Origin of the sequence: Bradyrhizobium sp. SZCCHNRI3052, assembly GCF_032484895.1 — a bacterium.
Lineage (GTDB): Bacteria > Pseudomonadota > Alphaproteobacteria > Rhizobiales > Xanthobacteraceae > Bradyrhizobium.
The window spans coordinates 399,292-420,336 of sequence record NZ_JAUETW010000003.1 but is presented as its reverse complement, the minus strand read 5'-3'; the positions used below and the strand labels follow the sequence as shown (position 1 = coordinate 420,336).

Here is a 21,045-nt window from a genome sequence, read left to right as displayed (position 1 = left end):
TCGCGCGCCTCTGCCTAATCTACGTACTATCGTTGTGGCCCAGCGAGCTTCGGTGTCGTTGTCCGAAGCTCCAATGCTGCCGCTCCGGCTTCGCGGAACGACACCAGCCGGCGCTGCGACTCGTCCCACAGCACCAGCCGGACGCAGCGCAGGCTCTCGGGCAGCGTGATGCGGCCGATCTCGCGCAGCTCGGGATGATCGCGCAGCACCACCGGCAGCCGGTAATAGGGAATCCGGCTCGAGAGATGGTGGACGTGGTGGATGCCGATATTGGCGGTGAGCCAGTGCAGCCATGCCGGCAGGTCGTAATGTGAGCTGCCGTAGAGCGCGGCCTGCTGCTGCGTCCAGCGCTCGCTCCGCTCCCAGACGGTGTGCTCGAACTGATGCTGGACATAGAACAGCCACACCCCGGCCATGGCGGCGAGCAGCATGATCGGGAGATGCACGACCAGGAACGCCTGGATGCCGATCAGCCACACCAGCCCGGCGACGATCAGGGCGATGCCGAAATTGGTCGCCATCGTGCTGACCCAGGGCGACCAGCCGGCGCGCATGAGGCCGAACGGCAGGCGGTGCTGCAGGAAGAACAGGTAGGCGGGTCCGGCGACGAACATGACCAGCGGGTGGCGGTACAGCCGGTAGCGCAGACGGCCCCAGGTCGATCGCGCCTGATATTCCCGCACCGTCAACGTATCGATGTCGCCGATGCCGCGCCGGTCGAGGTTGCCGCTGCTGGCGTGGTGGATCGCGTGGGTGCGCCGCCACCAGTCGTAAGGTGTCAGGGTCAGCACGCCGAGGACGCGGCCGACCCAGTCGTTCGCCTGACGCCCGGCGAAGAAGGTGCCGTGGCCGCAATCGTGCTGGATCATGAACAGGCGCACCAGGAAGGCGCCAGCAGGAATCGCGATGAGCAACGACGCCCAGGCATGGCCGAGCGAGAATGCGAACCAGGCTGCCGCCCACAGCGCCACCAGCGGCACCGCCGTGATCACCAGCTCGGTGACGCTGCGGACGCGGTTTGGCGTGCGATAGCTGCTGAGAATCTGCATCCAGTAGCGGGCGTCGGCCGCCGCGCGGCCCTCGTCGTCGCCGGCGCGCAGCGTGGCGCGGTCCTTGGGCGGCACAGTCGCCATCGCGACTGGCTGATCGAACTGCAATGTCGTCTCCACCTTGTGTTCTTGGCGATCGCGCATGGCGCGACCGCGGCCAAATGGACCCCTGCGCAGCGCCGAACGGGCTGCAGGAGTTCGAAATCACGAGCTTTCGTCGGTTTAACCGCCGTCGAAGCCAAATGGTTCATCGTGCGCCCGGCGATGAACCGCTCTGGACGAGAAAGTCTGGGATGCGGACGCCCGTCAGGAGACGGGTAAAGAGCGCGTGCGGCGGATCAATGAAACTTAACCCGTCGAACGCCTCATTGCTAGGAGAGGACGGGTTACGATCCGTTAATCCGCCCGATGAAATGCCGCTTCGATTGTGCACCGCGTTCCCTTCACCCCGTCCCGCGCGAGGCATCCTGCGCCACGGCGCCCTCGTGACGCGAGGTGGAGAAAATGTCCCAGATTGCGATGAACATTGCCGCGATCACGGGCCCGATGACGAACCCGTTGAGGCCGAATGCCTCGATCCCGCCCAATGTCGAAATCAGCACCACATAGTCGGGCATCTTGGTGTCCTGTCCGACCAGGATCGGACGCAGGACATTGTCGACGAGGCCGATGACGAGGGCGCCATAGGCGATCAGGACCACGCCCTGCCAAATCGATCCGGTGGCCAGGAGATAGAGCGCGACCGGAAACCAGACGAGGCCCGCTCCCACTGCCGGAAGCAGGGACAGGAAGGCCATCACGACCGCCCACAGCAGGGGCGCGTTGATGCCGAGGAACCAGAACATCAGGCCGCCCAGCGCGCCTTGCGCCAGAGCGACGAGCAGACTGCCCTTCACCGTCGCGCGGATGACCACCGTGAATTTGCGCAGCAGCGCATCGCGTTGCTCCGGGCGCAGGGGAATGGCGCTCTTGATGCGCTCCGATAGCGTCTCTTCGTCACGCAGCAGGAAGAACAGCAGATAGACCATGATGAACAGATTGACGAAGACCTCGAATGTCCCCTGACCGATCGTGAGCGCCTGGCTCGCAATGACCTCGCTGCCCTTCAGCAGGCCAGCTGACAGCTTGTCCTTCATTCCGGCGAGGCTGCCGAGCCCGAAGCGGTTGAGCAGATCGACCACCCATGTCGGAAGCGCGGCCAGCATCTTCCGAAAGTACTGTCCGATGTCGAGCTGACCGGACTGCATCTGTTTGTAGACTCCGGAGGCCTCCTGCGCCAGCGACGCCCCGATCAGTGACAGCGGAAGGATGACGATCACGACGAAGATCAACACCACGACGGCCGCCGCCAGGCCGTTTCGGCCGTGCATCGATCGCGACAGCCAGCGGTGCAGCGGAACGAAGACGATGACGCCGATGACGCCCCACAGAACCGCGCCGTAGAACGGCAGCAGGATCCACCCGAACATCAGCGATATCGCGACGAGCAAGAGAAGCAGGGCTCGGTCTTCGAGGCTACGCATCTGGCTTTCCTATCGGACCGGGACCGTGAGTTGGACCGTTCCTTCCTCCACGGCGGACGGTTTGCCGCCTGGTCGCGAGATGGTCAACGTTCGAATTCGGCTTTGGCCCCTGCCACGACGCGATGTTGCTGGCGAAAACATGCTCCAGAATGCCGAATTTGCCTGCCGTTCCAGCAACAACGCCGATTTCAAGAGCCTGCGCGAAAAATAAATAGATTCTGAAAATCAGCAAATGAGCAGCGTTCTGGACGTCGACGAGCTGGCAAGCGGCGACGGCTCGTGGGAGGTGATCAGCAACGTCGGTTTTGCGCTCGGCAAAGCCGAAACCCTCCGCCATCGTCGGCAAGAACGGCATGGGCAAGACCTCGCTGCTCAAGGCCATCGTCGGCTTCCTGCCGGCCTGGCGCGGCCGAGTGAAACTTGCAGGCAAGGACGTAACGCGAATACCGCCGCATCTGAAGCGGAAGATGGGGCTGGTCTATGTTCCCCAGGAACATGCGCTGTTCCAGGACCTGTCGGTCCGCGACAATCTCAGGCTTGGCGTGCTCACGGACGATGACATGACCGCGCGTTTCGAGCAGGCCGGCGGCTGGTTTCCGGTGCTGACCAAGCGGCCGAGCCAGCGGGCCGGCACGCTGTCCGGCGGCGAGCAGAAGATGCTGATCGTGGCGCGCGCGCTGATGGCGAAGCCTGACGTGCTGCTGCTCGACGAGGTCACGGAAGGTCTGCAGCCGTCCGTCGTCGACCGGCTGTCCGAGGTGCTGGTGCGCGTCCGGCGCGAGATCGGCACCTCCATGATCGTGGTCGAGCAGCATCTGCCATTCGCGCTCTCGATCAGCGACAGATACCTCGTGTTCAAGCGCGGCGAGATCGTCGATGCCGCCGCGGTCGATCGTGACTCCGCCGCGCGCATCGACGAGCACATGCGCATCTAGCGGACCCGTCGCCGCGAGAACAGCGAGATCAGGACCGGCAGCGTGATGAGGATGACCACCGGCGCCAGCATCATGCCGGTGACCACGACGATCGCGAGCGGCTTCTGCACCTGCGAGCCGATGCCGGTCGACACCGCGGCCGGCATCAGCCCGATGCCGGCGACGACGCAGGTCATCAGCACCGGACGAAGCTGCAATTCGCCGGTGCGGATGACCGCCTCGATGCGGTCGACGCCCTCGTCGATCAGCTGGTTGAACTGCGAAAGGATGATGATGCCGTCCATCACGGCGATGCCGAACAGCGCGATGAAGCCGATCGCCGCGGACACGCTGAACGGAATGCCGGTCAAAACGAGGCCGACCACGCCACCGAAGATCGCCATCGGGATCACGCTCATGGCGAGCAAGGTGTCGGCCATCGAGCCGAAATTGAACCACAGGAGCACGCCGATCAGCGCGAGGCTGATCGGCACCACGATCGACAGCCGTTTGATCGCGTCCTGGAGATTGCCGAACTCGCCGACCCACTCGACGCGCGAGCCCGGCGGCAGCTGCACCTGCTCGGCGACCTTCTGCTGCGCCTCCTGGATCGCGCTGCCGAGGTCGCGCTCGCGCACCGAGAACTTGATCGGCAGATAGCGCTCCTGCTGCTCGCGATAGATATAGGCTGCGCCCGAGACCAGCTTGATGGTCGCGACCTCGCTCAGCGGAATCTGGGTGATGCCGTTCGGCCCCTGCGCGCCGATGCGCAAATTCTCGATCGCCTCCGCGCTCTTGCGATATTCCGGCGCCAGACGAACGATGATCGGGAAATGCCGGTCGGAGCCGGGCTCGTAGAGATCGCCCGCAGTGTCGCCGCCGATCGCCACCTTGATGGTGGCGTTGATGTCACCGGGCGCCAGCCCGTAGCGCGCAGCCTTGGCCCGATCGATGTCGATCTGCACCGTCGGCTGGCCGAGCGAGGTGAACACCGCAAGATCGGTGACGCCCTGCACCGTCGACAGCACCTGCTTGATCTTGTTCGCGGTGTCGGTCAGCGCCTGCAGATCATTGCCATAGAGCTTGATCGAGTTCTCGCCCTTCACGCCGGACACGGCTTCCGAGACGTTGTCCTGCAGATATTGCGAGAAGTTGAACTCGACGCCGGGAAAGCGGTCGTCGAGCTGCTTCAAGAGCTCCGCGGTGAGCTGGTCCTTGTCCTTGGTGCCGGGCCAGTCCTTGACCGGCTTCAGCGGCGCGAAGAACTCGGCATTGAAGAAGCCGGCCGCGTCCGTGCCATCGTCGGGACGGCCGTGCTGCGAGACCACCGCCTCGACCTCGGGCCGCGCGCGGATGATCTTGCGCATCTCGTTGACATAGGCATTGCCCTCCTGCAGCGAGATCGTCGGCGGCAGGGTCGCGCGGATCCAGAGATTGCCCTCCTCCAGCTTGGGCAGGAATTCGAGCCCGAGCAGCCGGCCGACCACCGCGGTCAGCAGCACGAGACCGATCGCGCCGGTCATCACCAGATTGCGGTTGCCCACCGCCCAGCGCAGCACCGGCGAATAGATCGCGTGCAGCAGCCGCATCAGCCGGGTCTCGGTCTCCTCGACATGTGCCGGCAGGATGATCGCGCTCAGCGCCGGCGTCACGGTGAAGGTCGCAAGCAGACCGCCGGCGAGCGCATAGGCATAGGTGCGCGCCATCGGCCCGAAGATGTTGCCCTCGACGCCGCTCAGGGTGAACAGCGGCAGGAAGGCGGCGATGATGATCGCCGCGGCAAAGAAGATCGAGCGCGACACGTCGGCAGCCGCCGACAGGATCGCGTGGCTCTTCATGCCCATCATCGTCTCCGGCGAGATGTGGCTCTCCTCGGCCTCGGACAATGGCGTGGTTTGCGTCAGCCGGCGGAAGATCGCCTCGACCATGATGACGGTGGCATCGACGATCAGGCCGAAATCGATCGCGCCGACCGACAGCAGGTTGGCGGACTCGCCGCGCAGCACCAGGATGATGACGGCGAAGAACAACGCAAACGGAATCGTGGCGCCGACGATCAGCGCGCTGCGCAGATTGCCGAGAAACACCCACTGCAGCAGCACGATCAGGCCGATGCCGACCACCATGTTGTGGAGCACAGTGTGCGTCGTGGTATCGATCAGGTCCTTGCGGTCGTAGATGCGCTCGATCCGCACGCCGGGCGGCAGGATGCTGGAGCTGTTGATCTGGTCGACCAGTTGCTCGACCCGCGCGATGGTCGGCGAGCTCTGCTCGCCGCGCCGCATCAGCACGATGCCCTGGACGATGTCGTCGTTGTTGTTGAGGCCGGCGATACCGAGCCGTGGCTTCTCCGCCACCGTGACATTGGCGACGTCCTTCACCAGCACCGGATTGCCGCCGCTCTGCGACACCATGGTGCTGGCAAGGTCCTCCATCGAGCGGATCAGGCCGACGCCGCGCACGACCGCCGACTGCGTGCCGATCTCGACCGTGTTGCCGCCGACATTGATGTTGGAGTTGCCGACCGCCTGCAGGAGCTGCGGCAGGGTCAGGCCGTTGGCGACCAGCTTGTTGAAGTCGACCTGGATCTCATAGGTCTTGGTCTTGCCGCCCCAGCCGGTAACGTCGATGACACCCGGCACGGCGCGGAAGCGCCGCTGCAGCACCCAGTCCTGCAAGGTCTTGAGGTCGAGCACGCTGTAGCCGGGCGGACCGCGCAGCCGGTAGCGATAGATCTCGCCGACCGCGCTCAAGGGCGAGATTTGCGGCGTGACGTTGCCGGGCAGCGGCGACAATTGCGACAGGCGGTTCAGCACCTGCTGCAGGGCCTCGTCGTAGGTGTAGTCGAACGAGAACTGCAGCTTGACGTCGGACAGGCCGTACAGCGAGATCGTCCGAATGGTGCGCAGGTTCTTGATGCCGGCGACCTGGGTCTCGATCGGGATCGTGATGTAACGCTCGATCTCCTCGGCCGAGAGGCCGGGGCTCTGCGTCACGATGTCGACCATCGGCGGGGTCGGATCGGGATAGGCCTCGATGTTGAGCTGGCGGAATGCGATCAGACCCCCGATCAGGACGGCGACGAACATTCCGACCATCAGGAAGCGCCGCTGAACGGCGATGGCGACGAGACGGTCCATTCAGATCGGCACTTTCAGGAAGGCATGCAGGAGAAGCGCATCTCAGCTGCCCGAGGCTGCGCGATCGATGAACAGGCTGCCCTTGGTGACGATCTGCTCGCCCGCGCTCAGATTGCTTTCGACCGCGACCTGGTCGCCGTTGATCAAACCGGTCTTGATCTTGCGCAGCTCGATCGACTTGTCGGGACGGGCGACCCAGACGCGGACCTGATTGCCTTCGTAGATCAGTGCCTGGCGGGGCACCGCGACCGCGGGCTGTTCGCCCGGCGAATAGATCGTCACATTGGCGAACATCTCGGGCTTCAGCAGGCCATCCTTGTTGTCGATGGTCGCGCGGACGAGCAGCCTGCGGCTCGCCGGATCGATCGAAGCGGCGACGTAGTTGATGCTGGCCTTGAGCGGTCGGCCGGGCAGCGCCAGCACGTTGACGAGAATCTCCTCGCCGATGTTCACAAGCGCCGCGTCGCTCTCGCGGACGAACGCCGTGAGCCAGACGGTGGAGAGATCGCCGATCACGAAGACCGGGTCGCTCGCGCCGGAGTTGACATATTGTCCGGGGCCGACCTTGCGCTGCACGACCGTACCGGTGATCGGCGAGTAGATCGTGATCTCGCGGTCGATCACGCCCTTGCTCTGAAAATCGGTGATCGCAGCATCCGTGAAGCCGAGGATGCGCAGCTTGTTGCGCGCCGCCTCCAGGGCCGTTTGTGACGACCGCATGTCGTTCTGGGCCTGAACGGAGGTCGCCTCCGCCTGCTGAAAATCCTTCAGCGGGATCGCCCGGCCTTCGAACAGGTCCTTGGCGCGCTTGTACTGGATATCGGCGAGGTCGAGCGCGGACTTCGCCTTGTTCATCGCGGTGATGGCGGCGATGAAATCGTTCTGGGCCTGCACGGTGTCGGCGGCCTCGATCACGAACAGCGGCTGGCCCTGGCGCACCGTCTCACCCGGGCGCGCCAGCAGCTTGGTGACGCGGCCGGCATAGGGCGAGAAAACCGGTGTCGAGCGATCCTCGTCGACGGCAACCTTGCCCTCGGTAACATGCTCGGCACGAAATATCTTCTCACACACCGGCTCGATCGTCAGCGTCGACCATTCCGCTGCCGACGGCGTAAAGGTGGTGCCGTTGCGTTTGGACTGGCTGGAGAGCTCGATATTGTCTTTCGCAGCCGTCTCCGACCGGACTTGCATGTAGCCATAGCCGCCCGCGCCGGCCATCGCCAGGGCAGCAAGGCCGATCAGCAACCGCTTGGTGCTGAGCATCTGGGGGGATGGGTTCATGTCAGACGCCATGGCTGGTCAGATCGGCTCGCGTGATCGGTCGACGATTCCGGCTCTGGCGGTCTCATCGTCGCGCTAATAGTGCGGAACTGGAGCTTTAAACAACCTAAAAATCGCCCAACTCGCCTCCGTTTTGCTTTAAAAATTTGAAAGTTGAACGACAGCCGTTCAGCTTGCATTCAGCTCGTTTTGGGCAATCGCGGTTCCACCGCGACGCACCATGAAAGCATCGGGCCGCAGGGGATCGCCGTGACGGTGTTGCCGGCCTGCAGGCCAACCTCCGCGGGTACGCACCTACTCCGGCCTCACGTCCATGCTCCGGGTTTGCGTTCCGGCTCGGACGAGATCGCGACGTCGCGCTTTTCCTCCAAAATCGAGTCATGGTTTCCATGGCCCTGCGATGGGCGACGGTCCATCGTGCGATCATCGAGTGCAGCCTCGATCAGGTGACTGTGACGCGCACATGAATACGTAGTCTCGCGGCGCAGATGCGTCCGAGTCTTGCCGACCGTTTCACCCTCTCGTGAGGAGGGCGCAGGGAAGGCCAGGCGTCGGCTGACGCCTGCGGCCCGCCTGCGAAAAAAAATGCAGGCGGCAGGAACCACAGGTGCAGCCGAGATCGCCCGGCCTTCCCTGCGCGATGGTTTTCACGCTTACTGCGCGCTCTCCCCGGTGTCCGGCTTGTTAGCCACCGTCGTCGGCGGGATCATCGCCCGCAGACTTGGCGCCAGCATCGGGGCGCCAGGACCACACGCCTTCGCGTCCGCAAGCTGCCGTTCGTCCGCGCAAGGCCTCGCCCCGCGCTGCGACATCTCGCAGCCATCGCTCCCCGCCCCGCGTGTCGTGACGATCGCGCGCTACGCCCCTTCTCGGTGGAGCGGGATGGCGACAATAGAGCATGATTTCGGAAAAATTGAAAGTAGAATTTTGGGGCGAGACGCGATTATTCTGAATTTCTGAATCGCGTCACTGCACTCATATGAATATGACGGTGAGTACCGTGTGACGGCCGGTGGGCACGTCACGACGCGCGATGCGCGTCGCGCCTTTGCCCACCCTACAATTCGTGGCGCCCATCTCTCAACTCATAAAGAACCATAGGGTAGGCAAAGGCGCTTAGTCGATGCGAAGGATCGCACGAAGTGCCGTGCCCACCATGTCGCAACAAGTCCGCGGTCCCCTCAATGAAAATCCCGCGAGCGCGGCAGGATGCGGACGTTGCGGGGGTGGCTGACGCGCTGGGAGGGAGTGTCGGGATGATCGCGGCGGTCGTCGTTGAGCGGCTCGGCGGGCATCGGGCCGTGTGGCACGGCGCCGAGGCGGTCGTCCGACAGCAGCGCGAGATCGGCGCTGCGGTCGACCAGGCGCTCGGCGACGAGATGGACCACTTTCTCCGGGCTGCTCTGGATGCTGCCTTCGACCAGCACCAGGCGCGCGCCCATCACCTCCTTGCGGAAGGTCTCCATCACCTTCGGCCACACCACGATGTTGGCGATGCCGGTCTCGTCCTCCAGGGTCATGAACACGACGCCCTTGGCGCTGCCCGGCCGCTGCCGCACCAGCACCACGCCGGCGCACCGGACGCGACGGCGGTCGTTGGCATCATTGACGTCGCAGCAGGCCAGCACGCCTTCGGCAGCGAAACGCTCGCGCAGGAACTCCATCGGGTGCCCCTTCAACGACAGGCGGATGGTCTGATAGTCCGCGACGACGTGCTCCGGTAGAGGCATCTCGGGCAGCGGCCTGGCGCCCTCGTCCGGCTGCTCGCGGGCGATGGCAGCCTCGAACAGCGGCAGCGGCACGTCGTCGGGCAGCCGGCGCACGGCCCAGAGCGCGGCGCGACGGTCGAGCCCGAGCGAGCGGAACGCATCCGCATCGGCCAGCAGCAGCAGCGCGCGCTTGGGCAGAGCGGTGTCGCGAGCGAAGTCTTCCAGCGAGGTGAAGGGGCCGCGGCCGCGCGCCTGGATGATGCGGTCGGCCCAGTCGTCCTCGCGGTCGAAGATGTCGGCTTGTGTCTCGTTATCGTTGCGGGGCGATGCGTTTGCATGCTCTCCAAATGCACCAAGCGTTTGCGAGTTAGAAACAACTCCACCCACGCCGTCATTCCGGGGCGCCCGGAGGGCGAGCCCGGAATCCATAACCACGATCGGGAGTATGGATTCCGGGCTCGCGCTGCGCGCGCCCCGGAATGACGATGGGGAGAGAGCCTCCCCAGCACCTTTTGAAGATGTTGGAGCAGGCTGCGCCTTCCTCCGCAGCGCCTCCGACAATTTCCTGATCCGCTCCTCGTCGCGGTCGATCCAGCGGAAGCCGTCGATCTGGCGGAAGCCGAGGCGAACGGCGCAGTATTTGCCACCCATTTCCTCCAGCGTGTTGTCGGCGAAGCTGTAGGACACGTCGATGTTCCGGATCTCGACGCCGTTCTTGCGGGCGTCACCGACGATCTGGGCCGGCGCATAGAAACCCATCGGCTGCGAGTTCAAGAGCGCGCAGCAGAACGCGTCGGGGTGGAAGCATTTCAGCCAGGACGAGACATAGACGAGCTGGGCGAAGCTCGCAGCATGGCTTTCCGGAAAGCCGTAGGAACCAAAGCCCTTGATCTGGTCGAAGCAGCTCTTGGCGAAGGCGGGATCGTAGCCGCGCGCGATCATGCTGCTGACCATCTTCTCTTCATAAGAGCCGATGGTGCCGACGTTGCGGAAGGTCGCCATCGCGCGGCGCAGGCCGTTGGCCTCCTCGGGCGAGAATTTGGCGGCTTCGATCGCGATCCGCATCGCCTGCTCCTGGAACAAGGGCACGCCGAGCGTCTTGTGCAGCACCTTGTAGAGCTCATCCGCCGGGCCGTGATCCGGCGACGGCGACGGATAGCTCACCTTCTCCAGTTTGTTGCGGCGGCGCAGATAGGGATGCACCATGTCGCCCTGGATCGGCCCGGGCCGGACGATCGCGACCTCGATGACGAGATCATAGAAGGTCCGCGGCTTCAGCCGCGGCAGCATGTTCATCTGCGCGCGGCTCTCGACCTGGAACACGCCGAGCGACTCGCCTCGCTGCAGCATCCGGTAGACTTCGTTATCGTCCTCCGAGCGGATATCGGAGAGCACGTATCGCTTGCCCTTGTGATCGGCGATCAGGTCGAAGCATTTGCGGATGCAGGTCAGCATGCCCAGCGCGAGCACGTCGACCTTCATCATCGACAACGCATCGACGTCGTCCTTGTCCCATTCGATGAAGGTGCGGTCGTCCATCGCGGCATTGCCGATCGGGACGTAACTATCAAGTCTATCCTGCGTCAGCACGTAGCCGCCGACATGCTGCGACAGATGACGCGGGAAGGTGATCAGCTCCGATGCCAGCTCCACGGCGCGGCGGATCATCGGATTGGCGGGATCGAGCCCGGCCTGGCGCACCTGCATGTCGGAGAGGCCGTCGCCCCAGCTGCCCCACACGGTGTCGGCGAGCACCGAGGTGACGTCCTCGGTCAGGCCCAGCGCCTTGCCGACGTCGCGAATGGCGCTGCGCGGACGATAATGGATGACAGTGGCGATGATCGCCGCGCGGTGCCGGCCGTAGCGGCGATAGACATATTGCATCACCTCCTCGCGTCGCGAATGCTCGAAATCGACGTCGATATCGGGCGGCTCCAGCCGCTCCTTGGAGATGAAGCGCTCGAACAGCAGGTCGATCTTGGTCGGATCGACCGAGGTGATGCCGAGCACGTAGCACACGGCCGAATTGGCCGCCGAGCCACGGCCCTGGCACAGGATGCCTTGGCTGCGGGCGTAGCGCACGATGTCGTGGACGGTGAGGAAGTAATGCGCGTAGTTGAGCTCGGCGATCAGCGCCAGCTCCTTGTCGAGGACAGCGCGCAGTTTGTCATCGAGATGGTCGCCGAAATAGGTCTTGGCGCCGACCCAGGTCAAATCCTGCAGATGCCCCTGCGCGGTCTTGCCCGGCGGCACCGGCTCGTCGGGATATTGATATTTGAGCTGGTCGAGCGAGAACACGATGCGGTCGGTGAAACGGAGCGTCTCGGTCACGGCGTCGGGGTGGTCACGGAACAGCCGCGCCATCTCGTGTCCCGGCTTGAGATGGCGCTCGGCATTGGCCTGGAGCCTTCGGCCGATGGCCTCGATCGAGGCTTTCTCGCGGATGCAGGTCAGCACATCCTGCAGCATCCGCTGTCGAGGATGATGATAGAGCACGTCATTGGTGGCGATCAGCGGCACCTTGCTTGAAGCTGCGAGGCGCGACAGCCGCGCCAGCCGGCGCCGGTCGTCGCCGCGATACAGCAGGCTGCCGGCCAGCCACACGCCTTCGGCGGGGCTGTCTTTCAGCCGCGTGAGAATGGTGGTGAGCGCGGCTTCGTCGAAGCGATGCGGCGGCATCAGCACCAGCAACTGTCCCTCGATGAACTCAAACAGGTCCTCGAAGCTCAGGCGGCAATCGCCCTTGGCGACCTTGTCCGCGTCACTGCCGCGCTTGCCGCGGGTGAGCAGCTGGCACAGCCGGCCGTAGGCCGCGCGGTCGCGCGGATAGACCAGGATGTCCGGCGTGCCGCAGGTGAACACCAGCCGCGCGCCGTAGAGCAGCTTCGGCTTGTAGCTGAGCCGGTCGTTATTCAGCTCGCTATAGGCGCGCACGACGCCGGCCAGCGTGTTGTGGTCGGCGATGCCGATGGCGGTGAGGCCATATTCGGCGGCCTGGTGCACATAGTCCTGCGGATGCGAACCACCATGCAGGAAGGAGAAATTGGTGGTGACGCCGATCTCGGCATAGGGGATGGGAGTCATGGCGCGGCTGCGAAGGCTGGGGCGGCGCGTTGCCCATGCGATACGAAAGACAGCCCCTCACCAAGCGGCTTGCGCAGCTGCCCACCCTCCCCTGGAGGGGGAGGGTCGACGCGCGCACAGCGCGCGGCGGGGTGGGGTGAGCCCAACAATCGGTCGTCCTGACGTCGACACGTTAGGGCTGTGGGCGTCTCGGCTCCGGCGAAAATCGGCACCGTGCACGCGGATGGTCTGTCACCCCACCCCGGCTCGCATGCGCGCATGCGAGCCCACCCTCCCCCTCCAGGGGAGGGTGAGCAGCGAGATCGCCGCGAGAGATGTGCGATCCCGACCCTCATGCGAACAGGCCATGCATGTACCAGGCGGGCTGCACCGGCAGGCCCTCCGGCTGCTCGAACTCACGATCATACAACCCGTCGCGATAGAGCCAGAAGCGCAGGCCGTGCTCGTCCTCGACGCGGAAATAATCGCGCGTGAGGCCCTGCCCGTCCGGCCGCCACCATTCCATCGCGATGCGCTCCGGGCCCTCGGCGCGGACCACGGCATGCGCGGCACGGCGCCAGACGAAGCGCGCGGGCGGGCCGTCCGGCACGCCGGCAATGACTTGGATCGCCTCGGGGTGCGCGAACAGCCGCAGAGGTCGCAGCGGCGGCTCGCCCTCGGCGCGCTCCGGCCAGGCGGCAGCAGTGGCGGCGGCGAGATTTTGCTGCGCCGGCAGCGGCAGCGCCACGCGCTCCGGAACATGGGTATCGACCGGCAGATGCACGACCACGCGCTTGCCGCCGATGCGCGCGGCGATGCGGTCGATCAGTGCCGACAGCTCGTCATTGTCGTGGACATGGGCATCGAGATCGCGCTGCTGCTGCACCACGATCTCGCTGCGGCCAGCAGCGAGCCGGATCATGTCGAAGCCGAAGCCGGGATCGAGCGGATCGTTCAGCGCCTCGAGCCGCTCGCGGAACAGCCGGTCGATGATTGCGGCCTCGGTGACCGGCTGGCCGGTGTCGACCGTGATCACGCGCACCATTCCATCGGTGCGGAAGAAGCAGGCCTCCAGCCGCCGCGCGCCCTTGCCCTGCTGCGCCATCGCCGCCACCAGCATCGCGGCCAGACGGGAGAGGCTGGCCGCAATCACCGTGTCGGTCGCGACCGGCTCGGCAAAACGCTTGTCGACGATGTAGTCCGGCGGGACCTTGCGCGGGCTGATCGGCGCATCGGCCTCGCCCAGCGCCTGCGCCAGCACGCGGGTGAAGGCGGCGCCGAACCGCGCGGTGATCTCGTTGCGGCCGCGCGCGGCGACGTCGCCGATGGTCTTGAGGCCGGCTCGGCGCAGGCCGAGCGTAATGGCCTCGCTGCCGCCGAGGGCGGCCACCGGCAGCGGCGCCACCGCGGCCGCCTCCTCGCCGTCGGGCACGATGCGGCCATGCACCTGGCGGTTCAGCGTACGCGCACAGACGGCGTTGGAGGCGATCGCCGCCGACACAATGAGGCCATGCGCGGTCAGCGCGTCGCAGACCGACTGCATCAGCCTGGCTTCGCCGCCGAACAGATGCACGCAGCCGGTGATGTCGAGCGACAACCCATGCGGCGGGTCGAGCGCCACCAGCGGCGTGAAGCGGTCGCACCAGTCGGCGATGCTCTCCAGCATCTTTGCATCAGCCGCCAAATCGGCTTCGTGCGCGACGAGGTCGGGACAGACCGCGCGGGCATTCGCCAAGGGCTGGTCGAGCGACACACCGTGGCACGCCGCCGCTTCGTCCAGCGAATGGATCAAGAGCGCATTGGCGTCCTTGATGACGACGACCTGCGGCTTGCTCTCAGGCGGAGCGCCTGTGAGTGCCCGCTGTCTTTTGATGCGATCGATGGGCAGGCGCGGCAGCCACAGGCTGAGGATCCGCCGCCGGTTCGTTGAAACGGCATGCATCGGGGGTCCACTCCATGATCCATCGTCCGGTCTGGCCGTGACGGTTGCGAATGAGCTCGACATCGAGGCGCGGCGCGCCCCACGCCATCCACGGGGCAACGAGCGGTGACGGCGCGGTGCGCACGATCCAGCGCGTCTCCGCGGTCGACGGCTCGGGCGCAGCCGCAATGCGCAACATGAGCGCGGTGACGCCGGATTCCTGCGCCGCCAGGGTCAGCTTGCGGCTGGCGACGAGATCGAGCTTTTGCGTCTCCCCCCACACCTCCAGCATCACGCTGCCGAGCGCATCGCAGGCGAGCGCGTCGGCGGCGGTGCGCAAGGCGTGGTCGAGATCGGGCGCGCGCACGATGACGATGCGGCGCGGATCGAGGCCGAGCTCGGCGAGCCCGCTCATCGACAGCGCGCCCATCTCGCGCTCGGCGAAATCCTGCCGGATCCAGATCAGGGGCCGGTGCGCGGCGACACGCGCGGCAAGCCCGCACAGGAAGCCGGTCGCGGCTGCCGCCTGGCGGCCGGTCTCGGCGAACACCTCGTGCAGCGCGCCGGTAGCGAGCCCGCCCTGCAAGGTCGCGTCGGCCTCGTCATGGCCGAGCGCGACCCGGCGCAAATCATGTGCGCCATCTCCCGCCTCGAGACGGGCAATGCGGCCGCGCAGACGCGCGAGCGTATCCATGCGTGCGCCGGTCATCCGTCGCCGCTCCTCTTCAATCCATCGTGCGGGCGCTGCCGTTGTTTCAGTGATCAGGCAGTGAACCCGCGACGACCCTCTTTGTTCATGATACGTTCTAATATAAAGCTAACGCCTTCGAGAGAGTCAATCGGGATTGACCCGGGTGTGATTCAACGAATGGAATCAAAGGGATTCAAAGCCATGGAGCTGTTGCGCAAACTGGAGATCCTGGCCGATGCCGCCAAGTACGACGCGTCCTGCGCCTCCAGCGGTACCGAGATGCGGGATTCCCGCGACGGCAAGGGCCTCGGCTCGACCTCGCCCGGCATGGGCATCTGCCATTCCTATGCGCCGGACGGACGCTGCATCTCGCTGCTCAAGATTCTGCTGACCAATGCCTGCAACTTCGACTGCCTGTATTGCGTCAACCGCGCCTCCTCCAACGTGGCCCGCGCGCGCTTCACGGTCGACGAGGTGGTGAAGCTGACCATCGACTTCTATCGCCGCAACTACATCGAGGGACTGTTCCTGTCGTCGGGCATCATCCGCAGCCCCGACTACACGATGGAGCAGGTCGTGAGCGTCGCGCGCAAATTGCGCGAGGAGCATCGCTTCCGCGGCTACATCCATCTGAAGACGATTCCGGAGGCTGACGAGGCGCTGATCGCCGAGGCCGGCCGCTATGCCGACCGGCTCAGCATCAACATCGAGACGCCGCTGGAGGCGAGCCTGACGACGCTCGCGCCGGAAAAGGACCAGCGCGCCATCCGCCGTACCATGGGCCGTCTCCGGCTCAAGCTCGACGAGACGGCGGAGGCGAAGAAGACGGTGCGCCGGGCCAAGCCGCCGCGCTTCGCGCCGGCCGGCCAGAGCACGCAGATGATCGTCGGCGCCGACGACGCCAACGACCGCGTCATCCTGTCGACCTCTGCCAATCTCTACGGCGCCTACAAGCTCAAGCGCGTCTATTACTCCGCCTTCAGCCCGATCCCCGATGCCAGCCGCGCGCTGCCGCTGCAGGCACCGCCTCTGGTGCGCGAGCACCGGCTGTACCAGGCCGACTGGCTGATGCGGTTCTACGGCTTCGATGCCGACGAGATCGTCGAGGAGAACGAAGGCATGCTGCCGCTCGACATCGACCCCAAGCTCGCCTGGGCCTTGCGCCATCGCGACCGCTTCCCGCTCGACATCAACAAAGCGAGCCGCGAGGAGCTGTTGCGCGTGCCCGGCTTCGGCACCCGCACCGTGCAGCGCATCCTCGCCACCCGCCGCACCACCACGATCCGCTTTGCGGATCTCGCCCGGCTCAACGTGATCCGGAACAAGGTCCTGCCGTTCATCGTTCTCTCCGACCACCGGCCACAGCCGTCCCTGCTCGACGGTGCCAGCCTCAGAGCCCGGCTGCGGCCCAAACCGCAGCAGCTGGGATTTGGGTTCTAATTGAACGTCGTGGCGAAGACCGAAGCCAGGAAACAGCCGTCATTCCGGGGCGATACGAAGCATCGAACCCCGGAATGACGCGGCGGATTCGCTCGCAATGACGAGAGAGGTGAAATGCACGTCGTAACCCTCGACAGCGACACTGATTTCGACGGCTGGCGTCAGGCGGCGCGGGCGCTGGCGATGAACGACGTCAAGCCGGCCGACGTCAGCTGGCGCGTCAAGGGCGCAGCGCCCGACCTGTTCGACGATCAGGCCGACACGCAGCTTCCCGAGGTGCCAAAGGGCGCGTTCTCAGTGCCGGCGAGCTTCATGGAGCTCGCCGAGAGCGCGATTCTGCACAATGATCCCAACCGCTTCGCCCTGCTCTACCGGCTGCTGTGGCGTCTGCGGACCAACCACGATCTCATGGAGATCGCGACCGATCCTGATGTCGCCCAGGCCAACGCGCTGGCGCGGGCGGTGCGCCGCGACGTCCACAAGATGCATGCCTTCGTCCGCTTCCGCGAGGTCGGCCGCGAGCGCGAGGCGCGCTACGTCGCCTGGTTCGAGCCCGAGCACCACATCGTCGAGCGCGCCGCGCCATTTTTCGCCCGCCGCTTCGCCGACATGCCGTGGTCGATCCTGACGCCCGAACTCTGTGCGCATTGGGACGGCAGCCGCGTCAGCTTCACGCCCGGTGTGAGCAAGGCTGAAGCGCCGTCGGAGGACCGGCTCGAAGAGGTCTGGCTGCGTTACTATGCCAGCATTTTCAATCCGGCACGGCTGAAAGTGAAGGCGATGGAAAAGGAGATGCCGAAGAAATATTGGCAGAACCTGCCCGAGGCCAAGCTGATCCAGCCGCTGATCGCGGCCGCCTCCAGGCGCACGTCATCGATGATCGCCGAAGCCGGCACCGAACCCCACAAGCCGCAGAAACGCGTCGAGGAGATCGCGATGAGCCGCAAGCCGAAAGCCCACGCGCCCGCTGCTGAGACCTCGCGTGATGTCGAGGCCACCGATCTTGAGACCTTGCGCGAAGAAGCCGCTTCCTGCCGCGCCTGCCCGCTGTGGAAGGACGCCACGCAGACCGTGTTCGGCGAAGGCCCCGCGCATGCGCCGCTGATGCTGGTCGGCGAGCAGCCCGGCGACAAGGAGGACCTTGCCGGCCATCCGTTCGTCGGCCCGGCCGGCCAGATGCTGGACCGCGCGCTTGAGGAGGCCGGCATCGACCGGTCCAAGGTCTACGTCACCAATGCGGTGAAGCACTTCAAGTTCGTGCCGCGCGGCAAGATCCGGCTGCACCAGAAGCCGAACACGCCGGAGATCAAGGCCTGCCGGCAATGGTACGAGCGCGAGCTCGCCGCCGTGCGTCCGGCGCTGGTGGTGGCGATGGGCGCGACCGCCGCGCAAGCGGTGTTCGGCAAGATCACGCAGGTCACCAAGAACCGCGGTCATGTCGCCGACCTGCCCGACGGCCCCAAGGCGATGGTGACGGTGCACCCGTCCTACCTGCTGCGGCTGCCGGATGCCGACGCCAAGGCGCGGGAGTATGAGCGCTTCGTCGAGGACCTGAAGATTGCCGCGGCCGCGATCAAGCGCGCACATGCGGCGTGACGGGCCGGCATGGCCTCGACCGGGCCGCCCCCACGCGACAACGGGGCCTCAGGATTTGCGCGACGTGTAGACGTGCTCACGCAGCAAGGCCTGGATCAGCGCTGCTCGGTCGGGAAAGCCGAGCGACACCGCCACGTCCGTCTCGTCCCGGTCGGGTGCGCCGGCCTGCATCGCGGGCAGGTATCTCGCCATCAGCTCGTCCTCGCCGAGGCCATAGTCCGCCGGACTGCCACCGCCGTCGAGTTCCGTCTGCTTCAGCACGTCGCATTTGTCGCGTGCGCGCGCCAGCAGATCCTCGAAATGGCCGTCGATCCGCGCCCAGTCGGCCAGCGCATTCAGAGCCGAGCCGTTGAGCCCCTTCCTGAACGATCGAATGCGCGCCTCGTCCAGCATCAGCTCCAGAAATTCCGACCGGGTCAGGCCGTTGCGCGCGATCCATGCCTCGAGCTCAGCCGGGTCCATCAAATCCCTGCTCTGGCGAAACCGGATGATCTCCGCGCTCAGCGCCTGGGCGTCGACCCTGATGCCGCGGCGCTTCGCCTCCGATGCCGCGAGAAATCGCGCGATCGCCTTGTCGGACAGGTCGCTGCCGCGCACGGCCAGCAGGCGCAGCTCGTCCAGCAGGTGCGGCGTTCCGTCCGGCATCACCGTCTCGCGCGCTGCGGCCGCCGAACGCTGCGCGTCCTGCATCAGGCCGTCCCATAGCTGGGTGTGCTCGAAGGCGTAATCGACCGCCTTGGGCACCGTGTCTCCGGCAAACCGGCGCCGCATCGTCTGCAGCATCTCCAGCGCATCCTCGCGCTTCTGGTCGACGCGGTGATCCGGCAGCCACGCCTTCAGCGCGTCGATCTCCTCCGCGGCCAGGCTGCCGTCGGACCGCGCGCCCTGCAGCAGCGCCGGGTAGCTGCGCTCGGGATAGAAGCTCGCCTTGCCGAGCGCCTCCAGGACCAGGCGGGACGCCTCCGAGATCACGCCATGGTCGACCGCCTTCTGCAGGGTGAAGCGGATGTTGACCAGCGGCTCGGACAGCGCGGGAAAGCCGAGCTCAGCCGGTCCGTGAATCAGGGCGACCTCGTCGTCGGCCTCGAACACGCCGTCGCGATACGCCGCGAACACCTTGCCGACGCCTTCCATGCCGAACGCGTGCAGCTCGGCCGCGCGCAGCGCGCCCATGCTGGCGCTGCCGAACACGTGGATGCCGTTGGCCATCGCCCACAGGATCTCCTTGTGCCACACCGAGGGCACCTGCTCGAAATAGCCGTCGATGATTCCGATCGCCGCAGGCTTCGCCAGCGCGGCACGATAGACGTCGCCCTGCTGCACCGGCGGGAGATACTCGGCCTCCAATTCGAGCGCCGCGTCGCGCGGATGCAGCGTCGGCCCGGTGAATACGATGCACGTCATAGCGGATGCCCCGATGGCTGATGCCGCGAGATCTGATCGCCGGCGAACGCCCGCGCTCTGCGCCCCGGGCTGTAGTCAGGATTCTTGTCGAAGGTTTCGAGCCCCGGAATGATGATCCTCACCACGGGGATCTCGAACCTGCTCTTGGTGAGATCGACCGCAATCACCTGCCGGACACCGGCGGATTGCAGCCGTTCGAGAACCACGGCGAGATCATCGTTGAACGTCTCCGCTGCCAGCGACGGAGTTTCGCGCAGGCTTCGCGTCGGCGGGCTGTTTCGCAGCAGCGCCCGCTGCTCGCCGAGAAACTGTGCGGCCAATGCCTTCTCGTCATATTCCTCGCGGAACACGTCGTCGCGCGCGCCCGCGATCAGCGTCAGCCGGCTCTGCGCGGCTTCCGTCAGCGCCCGCAGGAAGGCGATCTCTGGCGACAGATGCGCGCCCATGCCCAACGCCGCGTAGAGATCCCGCCCCAGCTCCTCGTCACGATCGAAGATCAGGCACTGGCAGGCGGCGAGCCCGACATCGGAGCTGATGTCCCACGCCACGACCTCGAGGCCCGCGCGCTCGCACATCTCCAGCAGCCGCCGGTTGCCTTCGTCCTGAACCGTCTCGAGCGCGACGCGCCGGCTCTGCTGCTCGTCCGGACTGCGGAGGTGCCAGAGCGTGGTCGCATCGCGCTCCACGACCTCGCAGATGCCGTGCAGGACCGCCTCGATCAGCTGGTTGCCGGACGCCAGCCCGTTCGACGACGAGATGAAGCTGCCGGCCGGCATCTCCGGCCGCGAGGTCGACAAGTTCACCATCTCGAAGGGCACCCAGACGTCGGCATCGGCCATGAGATCGCGCCCTTCGATCCACAGCATCTGCAGATCGGGATGGAAACGCCCGCCGGCGATCAGCGGCAAGTCCGCCACGTCGACCACCTCATGGTCGCTGATCAGCTCGGCATAGGTCGCAAGCTTCAGCGGCAATGTGATCGTCTCGGCGTGAAACAGCTCGATCGATTCCATCACGCCCGACGCCTTCGCAGCATCGAGGGTCAGCCCCTTGCCCTGCGACACCGAGACCGAGCGCGAGTTCGGCCGGCAGACCATGGTGACGGGAATGCCGACGCGGTCGAGACCCGTGACGTCAGCAATGCGCGTGATTCCCATTTCTCCCAGGAACGGACGCACCCGCTCGACCGTCTGCGACGGCGGCACCGACCGCTGAGTTCCCCATCGAAAGCTCTTCGGGACCGGACGCGCCAGACGATCCCGATGCAGTGCCGTTCCATTCGCCATCCGCAGCCTCCACACTCAACCGCCGCTG

At 65.7% G+C, this 21,045-nt stretch carries 13 protein-coding genes; 3 read left to right on the top strand and 10 right to left on the bottom strand.

Annotated elements, in window-relative coordinates:
• Nucleotides 1–26 precede the first annotated feature (26 nt).
• From QW887_RS12285 to QW887_RS12275, 3 genes are all read right to left on the bottom strand, one after another.
• On the bottom strand, nucleotides 27–1,193 hold the full coding sequence (locus QW887_RS12285) for a fatty acid desaturase (protein ID WP_410052605.1): 1,167 nt from the start codon (nucleotides 1,191–1,193) through the stop codon (nucleotides 27–29).
• A 299-nt stretch (nucleotides 1,194–1,492) separates the two neighbouring features.
• Nucleotides 1,493–2,572, bottom strand: a complete 1,080-nt coding sequence (locus tag QW887_RS12280) for an AI-2E family transporter (RefSeq protein WP_316194573.1) — start codon at nucleotides 2,570–2,572, stop codon at nucleotides 1,493–1,495.
• Nucleotides 2,565–2,954: a hypothetical protein gene (locus tag QW887_RS12275; RefSeq protein ID WP_316194572.1), complete on the bottom strand. Its 390-nt coding sequence runs from the start codon at nucleotides 2,952–2,954 to the stop codon at nucleotides 2,565–2,567. Before QW887_RS12275 ends, QW887_RS12280 begins: the two co-directional genes overlap by 8 nt.
• On the opposite strand from QW887_RS12275, the gene QW887_RS12270 reads away from it, so the two are divergent.
• Nucleotides 2,926–3,507, top strand: coding sequence for an ATP-binding cassette domain-containing protein (locus QW887_RS12270; RefSeq protein ID WP_316194571.1), 582 nt, complete (start codon nucleotides 2,926–2,928; stop codon nucleotides 3,505–3,507). The two genes, QW887_RS12275 and QW887_RS12270, sit on opposite strands and share 29 nt — an antisense overlap.
• Here QW887_RS12270 and QW887_RS12265 read toward each other — a convergent pair.
• From QW887_RS12265 to QW887_RS12245, 5 genes are all read right to left on the bottom strand, one after another.
• The gene (locus tag QW887_RS12265; protein ID WP_315714866.1) at nucleotides 3,504–6,626 is read right to left on the bottom strand and encodes a CusA/CzcA family heavy metal efflux RND transporter; all 3,123 of its coding nucleotides are present in this window, start codon (nucleotides 6,624–6,626) and stop codon (nucleotides 3,504–3,506) included. The two genes, QW887_RS12270 and QW887_RS12265, sit on opposite strands and share 4 nt — an antisense overlap.
• 42 nt (nucleotides 6,627–6,668) lie before the next feature.
• Entirely contained in the window at nucleotides 6,669–7,907 is a 1,239-nt protein-coding gene (locus tag QW887_RS12260; RefSeq protein WP_409977890.1) for an efflux RND transporter periplasmic adaptor subunit, read from the bottom strand.
• A gap of 1,181 nt (nucleotides 7,908–9,088) precedes the next feature.
• On the bottom strand, nucleotides 9,089–12,700 hold the full coding sequence (locus tag QW887_RS12255) for an error-prone DNA polymerase (RefSeq protein WP_316174653.1): 3,612 nt from the start codon (nucleotides 12,698–12,700) through the stop codon (nucleotides 9,089–9,091).
• 331 nt (nucleotides 12,701–13,031) lie between these two features.
• The gene (locus QW887_RS12250) at nucleotides 13,032–14,621 is read right to left on the bottom strand and encodes a DNA polymerase Y family protein (protein ID WP_315826328.1); all 1,590 of its coding nucleotides are present in this window, start codon (nucleotides 14,619–14,621) and stop codon (nucleotides 13,032–13,034) included.
• Nucleotides 14,515–15,309 (bottom strand): DNA repair protein, encoded by a 795-nt coding sequence (locus QW887_RS12245; protein WP_316164413.1) that lies wholly within the window; start codon nucleotides 15,307–15,309, stop codon nucleotides 14,515–14,517. Before QW887_RS12245 ends, QW887_RS12250 begins: the two co-directional genes overlap by 107 nt.
• A 183-nt stretch (nucleotides 15,310–15,492) precedes the next feature.
• On the opposite strand from QW887_RS12245, the gene QW887_RS12240 reads away from it, so the two are divergent.
• Nucleotides 15,493–16,731 (top strand): putative DNA modification/repair radical SAM protein, encoded by a 1,239-nt coding sequence (locus QW887_RS12240; protein WP_316194570.1) that lies wholly within the window; start codon nucleotides 15,493–15,495, stop codon nucleotides 16,729–16,731.
• A gap of 114 nt (nucleotides 16,732–16,845) precedes the next feature.
• Entirely contained in the window at nucleotides 16,846–18,327 is a 1,482-nt protein-coding gene (locus QW887_RS12235; RefSeq protein ID WP_316194569.1) for a UdgX family uracil-DNA binding protein, read from the top strand.
• Nucleotides 18,328–18,375: 48 nt separating this feature from the next.
• Here QW887_RS12235 and QW887_RS12230 read toward each other — a convergent pair whose 3' ends face one another.
• Nucleotides 18,376–19,731, bottom strand: a complete 1,356-nt coding sequence (locus tag QW887_RS12230) for a TfuA-like protein (protein ID WP_316164410.1) — start codon at nucleotides 19,729–19,731, stop codon at nucleotides 18,376–18,378.
• Complete coding sequence (locus tag QW887_RS12225; RefSeq protein WP_315714874.1) at nucleotides 19,728–21,017, bottom strand: YcaO-like family protein; 1,290 nt, start codon at nucleotides 21,015–21,017, stop codon at nucleotides 19,728–19,730. Before QW887_RS12225 ends, QW887_RS12230 begins: the two co-directional genes overlap by 4 nt.
• Between the last annotated feature and the right edge of the window lie 28 nt (nucleotides 21,018–21,045).

What these genes read in the sequence shown, in the direction of transcription:
- QW887_RS12285 (WP_410052605.1), bottom strand. Translation starts at nt 1,193, where the DNA reads ATGCGCGATCGCCAAGAACACAAGGTGGAGACGACATTGCAGTTCGAT.
- QW887_RS12280 (WP_316194573.1), bottom strand. Translation starts at nt 2,572, where the DNA reads ATGCGTAGCCTCGAAGACCGAGCCCTGCTTCTCTTGCTCGTCGCGATA.
- QW887_RS12270 (WP_316194571.1), top strand. Translation starts at nt 2,926, where the DNA reads ATGGGCAAGACCTCGCTGCTCAAGGCCATCGTCGGCTTCCTGCCGGCC.
- QW887_RS12275 (WP_316194572.1), bottom strand. Translation starts at nt 2,954, where the DNA reads ATGGCCTTGAGCAGCGAGGTCTTGCCCATGCCGTTCTTGCCGACGATG.
- QW887_RS12265 (WP_315714866.1), bottom strand. Translation starts at nt 6,626, where the DNA reads ATGGACCGTCTCGTCGCCATCGCCGTTCAGCGGCGCTTCCTGATGGTC.
- QW887_RS12260 (WP_409977890.1), bottom strand. Translation starts at nt 7,907, where the DNA reads ATGAACCCATCCCCCCAGATGCTCAGCACCAAGCGGTTGCTGATCGGC.
- QW887_RS12255 (WP_316174653.1), bottom strand. Translation starts at nt 12,700, where the DNA reads ATGACTCCCATCCCCTATGCCGAGATCGGCGTCACCACCAATTTCTCC.
- QW887_RS12250 (WP_315826328.1), bottom strand. Translation starts at nt 14,621, where the DNA reads ATGCATGCCGTTTCAACGAACCGGCGGCGGATCCTCAGCCTGTGGCTG.
- QW887_RS12245 (WP_316164413.1), bottom strand. Translation starts at nt 15,309, where the DNA reads ATGACCGGCGCACGCATGGATACGCTCGCGCGTCTGCGCGGCCGCATT.
- QW887_RS12240 (WP_316194570.1), top strand. Translation starts at nt 15,493, where the DNA reads ATGGAGCTGTTGCGCAAACTGGAGATCCTGGCCGATGCCGCCAAGTAC.
- QW887_RS12235 (WP_316194569.1), top strand. Translation starts at nt 16,846, where the DNA reads ATGCACGTCGTAACCCTCGACAGCGACACTGATTTCGACGGCTGGCGT.
- QW887_RS12230 (WP_316164410.1), bottom strand. Translation starts at nt 19,731, where the DNA reads ATGACGTGCATCGTATTCACCGGGCCGACGCTGCATCCGCGCGACGCG.
- QW887_RS12225 (WP_315714874.1), bottom strand. Translation starts at nt 21,017, where the DNA reads ATGGCGAATGGAACGGCACTGCATCGGGATCGTCTGGCGCGTCCGGTC.